The sequence below is a fragment of the Microcystis sp. M113S1 genome, from assembly GCF_020246945.1.
Lineage (GTDB): Bacteria > Cyanobacteriota > Cyanobacteriia > Cyanobacteriales > Microcystaceae > Microcystis.
In genome coordinates this window covers 1-8,768 of the sequence record NZ_JADBSA010000437.1, presented here as the reverse complement: position 1 = coordinate 8,768, position 8,768 = coordinate 1, and the positions used below count along the sequence as shown (strand labels likewise).

Genomic DNA, 8,768 nt, shown 5'->3' with positions numbered 1-8,768 from the left:
TGGGGGTTGGGGGTTGGGGGTTGGGGGTTGGGGGTTGGGGTGTGGGGTGTGGGGTGTGGGGTGTGGGGTTTTACCCATTTTCAGGTGGTCAATTACCTAATTTTCAGGGAAAAAGTCCCTGAATTTTCCCCCCAATCACTACAAGGGGCGGCACTTTTTGAGGGAAAAAAAGTCTAAAAACCTTGTTGGATAAGGTTTTTAGATTTATTCAGCAAACCCTACTTAGTCGAAAACGCTGTAACCAAATAAAAAACCTCGGTGTCCAGCCGAGGTAGCGCTAAGTTATGTAGGAGAACTCAAGCAAATCTGTCAATGGGGCAAACCCAAACCCCGAAAACTTTTTTAAGCTAGTCAGCCCAGTTTTTCACCGTTGTCTCAGAGTAAAGGAATCATCAGCTGTCCGATACTCTCCGAGACAATCTGAACCGGCTTGGTGTCTTGGCTGTTTTGCTTTAACTTTTAGCTCATGTAAATAAATGTAACAGCATTTTTACGAATTGTAAAGAAGAATTGACAAGATAAAACTTATATGTAACATAAGCTAAGTTAATATTTTTCGCCGATCAAAGCTAGGGAGGTAATAATAGAGAGATTGGTTCACTAGCGTGACAAGGTGTACCCAGAATGTCCTATTCGTTTTTATTACCACTATTCACCGCTGCCTTGGCTGCCTATTTCTGGCAGAAGTCCAGCGATGAGATCGCTTATCTCGCCAGTGCCGCCACGGTAATTAGTTTAGTGTTGAGTCTGGTTTTAGCTCCTTGGCAGATTCAGCTATTAATTCTCTTGACAGTTGTGATTGTCGTCACCTTTTTATGGCAAGGACGAGAAGAGCAGAAGAATCTCCCCGTCCCCACTCCAGAAACCGCCGGCGAGAAAAAGTATCGTGGCGCCACCTATATCGAGCCAACAGTCACCGAGGCTCCTGTCAAGGAGCGAGGGGGTAAATATCGCGGTGCGGAGGTTAAAATCACCAATAATCCCACGGTGGCTAACCCAATTCGCTCCTCATCTCTCAAATACCGCGGCGCCGGTTCGACAAACAAGGACAAGTAATCAGTAATCAGTAATCAGTTATCAGTAATCAGTAATCAGTAATCAGTTATCAGTAATCAGTTATCAGTTATCAATTATCAGTTATCAGATTTGAGTTTTAAGTGAGCAGTATTAAATAGGGTTTGCTGAATAAATCTAAAAACCTTGTTGGATAATATTTTTAGGCTTTTTTGAAATCAAAAAGTGCCTTAGCTAGGAGTGTTCGGGGGGGGGAAATTTAGGCACTTTTTCCCTGAAAATTAGGCAATTGACCCCCTGAAAATGGGTAAAACCCCACACCCCACACCCCACACCCTACCCCCACGAAAAACTTTTTCAGCAGACCCTAAATAGAAGTTTCCTACTATCTTTTCACTGTTTACTGATTACTGTTCACTGTTCACTGATTACTGAAACTTCCCACTTCCTACTGGTCTTGCATATATGGTTGATTATTTTTGAGGCAATTGTATGCCTTTTGTAACTCGATTCCCAGATAACCGATATGTTCGGGAATAATTGCGGGATTAGTTGTTGCAAGCTCGCGGATTAATTTGAGGGGATTTTTGCCTTGATAACAGGCAACAATTTCCCCACTGCCGGGAGTAGTTTGTTGGACAATAATTTGTTCTGATTCTAGAGAAATCAAAAAGTTACCGCTAGGGTCAAAAAAATCACGCTGATTAACAATTTTATCGTACTGGGTGGCGATTAATCGTTCGACATTCTCCCAAGTATCATCGTATATATGGGCCGATTGACTAATAGTAATCAATGGACCTAAGGTTAAATTATACTGGGAGCGTTGATTGATTTCTTGGCAAATATGTTGCTGTAAAGCGCGCAATCCCATGGCATTTGCCGGCCAAGCGGCAAACATATCATTACTTCTAAATATTGCGGTGAGAGATAATTCATTTTCCACCACTCGCACCCAAATATGATTTAAACAGGGACTACCTCCCTTTTCGTGGTCTTTCACATCCCAGAGGGACATAACTGCACTGGCAGCGTCAATTTCTGAGATTAATTTATTAATAACCTGTGTAATTTGATCCCGTCCAAACCAAGAGCGCAATCTTTGACCGTAGGTGTATTTAACTCCTTGGTGTATAGGGGAATCATCGAGAATTTGTCCGATATATTCGGTAAGAAAAGCTCTATCTATAGGCAAATAATTAGGTTCAGGAAAATAAAAGTCTCGGGGTTCATCGGTGACAATTGCCATTAGGTCGATTAATTCTTGCCATTTACCATCATATCCTGTCGGTCTAATTGTGCCGGTGGTTTTAATCTTTTGGAGAATTTTTACCCAAGTTTCGGCAATAGTTTTTCCTTCAATGCGATGACCGTATCTTGTCCCGGGTAGGAGAGAAGGAAGATTTTCTGAGATAGGAAAAGTTAATGGTTCTCCCCAAGTTGTTAAGGGGGATTGTTTTGCATAACTTTGGACAGTTTCAATCGCTTCTGGGATAGATTTAACTGGTTGATATTGAATTGATTGACGCAATTTTTCGAGAATTTCTCTGTCAATTTCTTTGTCAATGTATCCCCTGATAAGAGAATTAATTACCCAACATTCTCTACCTGTGTCACTTTTTCCTAACTGGAATCCTTGACTAAAAAAATCTAGCAAACATTGACAGCTACCGGAGTTCTTATCTTCCTTAGTTGCGTTGAGAATAACTAAGTATCTAACGTGGGGATTTGCTATTAAGTTTCTCAGCAGGGGACTAATTCCTCTGGTGGGACTATAAAGATTACCAATTACCGCATATTGGTCGGGATTTAAATGTTTAGCAAGGGACTGTTTTACTGTCCATCCGGTGATAATTGCTGTTTGTCCGTGACCGCAGATTAATTGATTGGGTTTATAGTGGGGTTGGTAGGTGAATTTAGGGGTGGTTTCTGTACTAAGCATGGGTTTAAATTAATTGTTCAAGATAATTAATAATATTTCGGTGAAGCTGTTCTATTGTATCACTGCCATCCAGTTGTAAAAAATTATCTTCATATTCTTTAAATATCTCGACAAACATCTGACGAACTTTCATTAATTTTTCTTGTTTTTCGTACACTTCTGTGATGGCTCTGTTTTTAATTCTTGCTAGAGAAATATCAGGAATAACATCGATATAAATGACTAAATCTGGATTGGGAAAATGTTGATTTAACTGCTGAACAAAAGCCAATTCTTCGGGATTATTGCAATTGTAGGCCAAAGAAGAAAAATAATAACGAGTAGTGATCACATGGGTTTGTTCTTGGTGAATAAGTTTAAAAACGCCATCGTGATCATTATATAAGTGATCATGGCGATCAGCTGCAAATAGATAGGCCATTTGTTGGTCAAATTTATTTTGATCTTTGATAGAAATAAGATTAGTTTGCATTATTTCTCGAATCAAACGACCGATGACTCCCTCGGAAGGTTCCGGACTTAAAACTGCTTTTTCCCCGCGCTTTAAAAAATATTCTTGTAAGAGTTTTGCTTGGGTACTTGTTCCAGAACCATCAATACCTTCAAAGACAATAAATTTCGGTTTCATAATTTAATCTTCTTTCTCGCTCTAATTATCTGAATAATTGTTTTAGCCAAGTTAACCAAGATTTTTTCTGGGGTATTAATTGCGTCATTTCTCCGATAATCTCTCCCATACTTCCCCAAGCATAAATATTTTTATTGAGGGATTGTATAGTTAAATTTTCTTGTAAAGCTAAACTGATGATACTAATCATTTCTGCTGCTTGAGTACCGACTATTTGCGCTCCCAGTATTTTACCATCTTGTCGGTAGATTAATTGACAAAATCCCGTGGTTTCCCCCCAGATTTGCTGTGGGACCATATTTTTGATGGGATAGTTGATCATCTTTACCTCCTCACCATAGCTGTCCTCGGCTGCTTTTCTAGTTAAACCCACCCAAGCAATAGCAGGATCGAAAGCAATAAATGAGGGAATTTGCTCCGGATTAAAGTTAAATTTTTCTCCCGTGAGCAGATGCTTGACTAACCCAAAAGCGGCCCGGTGATTTAAAGTAGGATCTGGATAATTATTTCTGAGCAAATTTAGGGCATAAATGCGGGAATTATCGGTTTGTAATCGCTGATTAACCCTAATTAATCCTTGCTCTAGTTTAACTCCCACCCCGGCCAAATTTAATCCCTGTTCATTGACTTGATAATTACCAGCAAAAATCATATCATCAACTTCCATGACACGATTGCCTAATTGTAACCATTTTTGACCCTCGATCGCTTTCACTTGACTAGGACAATAGCCGGATAAAATCTTAATTCCTTCCGCTTCTAAAATGGCAGTAACTAAATGGGAGATTTCCCGATCAATATCCGGCAGTAGATAATTATCCTCGATAATTAAGCTAATTTCTTTCCCTAAACGTCGGAGAATTTGTGCCAAACTCACAGCCATGCTGCTGTTGCCAATAATCGCTAAATGTTGTCCTAAATTGTCTAAATTTGGCTCTTGCCAAAGGGTCTGAGCAGTAAAAAAATTAACCTCATCTAAGCCGAAAATTTTCGGTACTTGCGGATAAAAACCAGTAGCGATAAGATAGTGTTTAGCCAACAATTGCCGACCGTTAACCACGAATCCTAAACGCGGCAGCCGGACAAATTCCCCCCCACCCAAGATAACATCTATTCCTTCCGTGGCTAATCTCGCCAAAGAATGATGTTTATTAATACTTTTATCTACTTCCTCTAACCATTCCCGCAACCGTTGCCATTGGGGATAAATGGCTGTTTCTTGCCAATGATTCAGCAGTTTATAGAGATGGATAATTTGGCTGTAGCCCTTGCTAAAAATGTCCTCAGATGCCTCTAAATTGTCGCTAGAAGGCTGTTGCACTAAAGCCACCCTTTTTTTGAGGTGAACAGCCAACAAAGCCGCTTCTATCCCCGCAGGATTGGCACCGATAATTACTAAGTCGTAAACCACAAATATAAAGTAGGAGTCGGAAACTTAACACTTAAAACTCAAATCTGATAACTGATTACTGATTACTGATAACTGATTACCGGCGCCGGTCTTGCAGTTTTTTATAGACATCTCGCAGGGGGACTTGATGATAGGCGAGAGCGACGAGGGTATGATAAAAAAGATCGGCCACTTCTGCAGCAATAGCATCGCCATCATTATCTTTGCAGGCCATGACCACTTCTGCCGATTCTTCGCCGATTTTCTTGAGAATTTTGTTATCTCCTCCGGCCAAGAGTTTACAGGTGTAGGATTCCGGATGAGGATCGTCTCTGCGATCGCAAATTACCTTAAACAATTCCGAGAGAGTATCGGCCGCTGGCGGTGATTTTTGCCAATTTACTTGGTGAAAACAGCTTCTTTCGCCGGTATGACAGGCGATATCACCGATTTGCTCAATAGTCAGCAAGATGGCATCACTATCGCAATCGTAGCGAATTTGACGCACTTTTTGGATATGGCCCGAGGTGGCTCCTTTGTGCCACAATTCTTGACGAGAACGACTCCAATACCATGCTTCCCCAGTGGTGAGGGTTTTTTCGAGGGATTCCCGATTCATCCAGGCCATCATTAACACTGTAGCATCAAGATAGTCTTGGGCGATCGCTGGTACTAAACCCTGGGGATTATAAGCGATTGCGTCGAGGGGAATAGCGGAGAGTAAAGAAGACATCAGTTTTTCGCGGTCAAGAATTATGGTGGGACAAATTACCCAAAGCTTAATTATATAGCCATGGGGGTTGGGGGTTGGGGGTTGGGGGTTGGGGGATAGGGGATGGGGGTTGGGATTTAATGGTTGAATAATAAAAAAATTGCTGAGAAATTGATGAGAATACAATCCTATCGAGACTTACAAGTTTGGCAAACAGGAATGGATTTGGCAGAAAAATGCTATTTAGCCACTCGCAATTTCCCCAAAGAAGAAACCTACGGGATGATTTCTCAAATTCGCAGGGCTTCCGCTTCTATTCCTGCTAATATTGCCGAGGGTCATGGCAGAAAAACCCGCAAAGAATACCTACAGTTTCTCTACATAGCCCAAGGTTCTCTTAGAGAATTAGAAACCCATCTACTGTTATCAAAAAGAGTCCGATTGAACCCATCGGATACGATTGAACCCCTTCTTAACCAATGTGAATCAGTGGGTCGGTTGTTATCGGCCTTAATTCGTTCTCTGGAAGCGGGGGTTGGTGGAAATTAGTGGTTGGGTGTTTCTTATCCCCCATCCCCCATCCCCTATCCCCTATCCCCTATCCCCTATCCCCCATCCCCTATCCCCTATCCCCTATCCCCCATCCCCCATCCCCTATCCCCCATCCCCTATCCCCCATTCGTGTTAGAATCAACGCTTAAAGAAAAAGCTAAAAGCTAGAAAACCAAACAGGGCATCTAACCTTTAGCTATTCTTGTTCAACGTCACAGTTATCAATGTGTGCAAGACATTGGTAACTGTTATTTTTGTTTCTTGAAGCGGGAAACCAATCCTAAACCACCCACTGCCAGAAGTCCGAGGATAGTACCCGGTTCGGGAACGGTTTGATGGAAAGAATTTTGCAATTGGAATAGACCTTCATTGGGATTAGCGGCAAGGGTATTTGTGACGGTCAACAGTTTCTTGGGGGTGATAGGGATGAAACCGCTAGGAGGGACCGGTGAGCCGTTAACTGAAACTAAGGTATTAGGTATCTCAGCAAATGTCTCGGTTACAGTCCCGTAGTTGGATGATACGTCTGAATCCAGGTCAACCCCGACAATATCCTTGTTGGAGCCAATGACCTCGATTGTATATGTGAAAGACCCGGAACTCATATTAGCATTAGTGGAACCCTGTGTCAGAGCATCGTATGTGAAATAATGATGACCACCCATCTCGGTCAGCGCAACATCATCCCCAGCCTCGAACCCACTCCCATTGTGCGAGACGTACGTAACTTTTTTGTCCCCCTCAATAAGAGCCTGTCCGCTCGTCCAATCCGCCCAACTTAACATAGCGGCACTCGCACTGGTAGCGGTAAGCACCGAGCCAGCGAGAACCCCGATGGCTAGAGAGCCAGAAGCAAAAATTTTGGTTAATTTGTTGGTTGTCATCATAACTGAATTATCCAGCGTTAATTGTGTGTACTATAGCCATCAAAAGAAGTTAAGCAAGTGTTAAGCTCGCTGATAACTTTTTGTTTGACTTGACAGAACTATAGCAAAATTTTTCAAAAAAAATCAAGTGTTTTAGAAAAATTTTTCCAGCAATATTTATCTATTTTTTGTCCAATTTATAGCAGTTTTTCTTAAACATAACTACCCAAAAATTGACAAATATACCCAAGCTTTTTGGTGAAAGTTGGACAAATAAACAGGCTCTACTTAAAAAAAAAATCTCTCAATTTGTTACAAAACTTAATCAAGAGAGGGACATATATAAAACTTAACAGTTTTGACTGTCAAAACTGGAGTTCGATAGCAATCAACTCCCTAACGAGTTGACATACCCCAAAACCCCCGGACAAACTCAGGTTTTAGAAAGACCAAAAATCCCGTTTAATATCTGTATCTAAAGAGGTATGAGTAATTTTCCTAAATCATCTATAGTTACCAGCGTAGGGTAATGGCAGTATAAAAGTGGACAACTGACTGTCTAAAGTTGGACGATTCTCTCTCGAGAAATTTCTTTAATTAAAACTGGGTTAAGTTAAGACGCATTTAAACAACTTATTCTTAGATTAGCCGAATCTAACCCAATCCCTTTACTGTTGGCTCTTGCAAGAGTGCCTCTTTCCTCATCTGGCCCAAGCAATTTAAATACTTAACAGCTTACATACTATGAATAACCTCATCACTATTCGAGAAGCCTCCGATTTACTCGGAGTTAGCATTAAAACCCTCCGGCGCTGGGAACAACAGGGTAAAATTGCCCCAATTCGTACCCGCGGCGGCCATCGCCGATTTCGACCGGAAGATCTCTTACAATCTGGTCAAGCAAACCCATTGATTATTGGCTATGCTCGTGTTAATCGACCTGAACAAAAACCCCAATTAGACATCCAGATAAAAGCGTTAGAAGACTTTTGTCATCAACAGGGTCAACCCTTTGAAATTCTCACCGATATCGGCAACGGAGTCAGCTACAATCGCCCTAGTTTTATGCGTCTAGTGGAGATGATTTGTCACGGTGAGGTGAAATCTCTAGTTTTAACCCATGCGGAAACTGTTAGTCGCTTTTGTCATGATTTTATTTTAGGTTTGTGCCGTCTCTTCAAAATCCAAGTCATTCTCCTCAATCAACTCCATGAATCCATTACAGATGAGGATTTATTGGACGATCTGCAAGCCCTTATCACCATCTGTTACGATCATCTCTACCCACTACATAACCCGGCTCATCAGCAATTACTAGAATACCTAGGGGCGTTTAAGGATGTCCGTCTGGCTTAAAATCGTCCTTGGCGTGGGTTTCTCGTCCCTCCTTGTTGCCTGTCTGATGCCGCCTCTGCTATTCCCCGAACAAGGGCCAAGAATAGTAATATTTTAGCTGACGGCTGACGGCTATGTTGACATCCTCACCGCCGTAAACGGACGGTGATTCCCAAACCTCACGATTTGGGTTTCTGCTTCTTTCCCTTGCGGGGTTCCGCACCTGCCTTAACAGAGTAAATCTGTTCTGGTCTTATGGTCGCTCTACAGACTGACACCGCAAGTCCTGCGGCCAAAATGTTTTTACTGGCGTTAATATCTCGGTCATG

The 8,768-nt window shown here is 41.8% G+C and carries 8 protein-coding genes and 1 pseudogene; 3 read left to right on the top strand and 6 right to left on the bottom strand.

Going from position 1 to position 8,768, the window contains the following annotated elements; translation table 11 throughout:
* The first annotated feature begins 624 nt into the window (after positions 1 to 624).
* Positions 625 to 1,056 carry a DUF4278 domain-containing protein gene (locus IM319_RS22295; RefSeq protein WP_287078242.1) on the top strand — a complete coding sequence of 144 codons (432 nt, stop codon included), beginning with the start codon at positions 625 to 627 and terminating at the stop codon, positions 1,054 to 1,056.
* Between the two features lie 406 nt (positions 1,057 to 1,462).
* On the opposite strand, the gene IM319_RS22290 is transcribed toward IM319_RS22295, so the two are convergent.
* The 4 genes from IM319_RS22290 to hisIE all read right to left on the bottom strand — a co-directional run bounded on the left by IM319_RS22290 (position 1,463) and on the right by hisIE (position 5,707).
* Positions 1,463 to 2,956, bottom strand: coding sequence for a thymidylate synthase (locus tag IM319_RS22290; protein WP_287736959.1), 1,494 nt, complete (start codon positions 2,954 to 2,956; stop codon positions 1,463 to 1,465).
* 4 nt (positions 2,957 to 2,960) lie between these two features.
* The gene (tmk, locus tag IM319_RS22285; protein WP_286825190.1) at positions 2,961 to 3,584 is read right to left on the bottom strand and encodes a dTMP kinase; all 624 of its coding nucleotides are present in this window, start codon (positions 3,582 to 3,584) and stop codon (positions 2,961 to 2,963) included.
* Positions 3,585 to 3,609: 25 nt separating this feature from the next.
* Entirely contained in the window at positions 3,610 to 4,995 is a 1,386-nt protein-coding gene (locus tag IM319_RS22280; protein WP_287736958.1) for a dihydrolipoyl dehydrogenase family protein, read from the bottom strand.
* Between the two features lie 76 nt (positions 4,996 to 5,071).
* Positions 5,072 to 5,707 carry a bifunctional phosphoribosyl-AMP cyclohydrolase/phosphoribosyl-ATP diphosphatase HisIE gene (gene hisIE / locus IM319_RS22275; protein ID WP_103111441.1) on the bottom strand — a complete coding sequence of 212 codons (636 nt, stop codon included), beginning with the start codon at positions 5,705 to 5,707 and terminating at the stop codon, positions 5,072 to 5,074.
* 153 nt (positions 5,708 to 5,860) lie between these two features.
* Between hisIE and IM319_RS22270 the strand changes: the two genes are divergently transcribed.
* A complete protein-coding gene (locus IM319_RS22270; RefSeq protein WP_170915463.1) occupies positions 5,861 to 6,235 on the top strand; it encodes a four helix bundle protein in 375 nt (124 codons plus the stop codon).
* Between the two features lie 251 nt (positions 6,236 to 6,486).
* Here the strand turns inward: IM319_RS22270 and IM319_RS22265 are convergent, their stop codons facing one another.
* Positions 6,487 to 7,125, bottom strand: coding sequence for a PEP-CTERM sorting domain-containing protein (locus IM319_RS22265; RefSeq protein WP_287736957.1), 639 nt, complete (start codon positions 7,123 to 7,125; stop codon positions 6,487 to 6,489).
* 723 nt (positions 7,126 to 7,848) lie between these two features.
* Between IM319_RS22265 and IM319_RS22260 the strand changes: the two genes are divergently transcribed.
* Positions 7,849 to 8,460: an IS607 family transposase gene (locus IM319_RS22260; protein WP_287685205.1), complete on the top strand. Its 612-nt coding sequence runs from the start codon at positions 7,849 to 7,851 to the stop codon at positions 8,458 to 8,460.
* Between the two features lie 158 nt (positions 8,461 to 8,618).
* On the opposite strand, the pseudogene IM319_RS22255 reads toward IM319_RS22260, so the two are convergent.
* Positions 8,619 to 8,768: pseudogene (locus IM319_RS22255) on the bottom strand (RNA-guided endonuclease TnpB family protein); the annotation flags it as partial.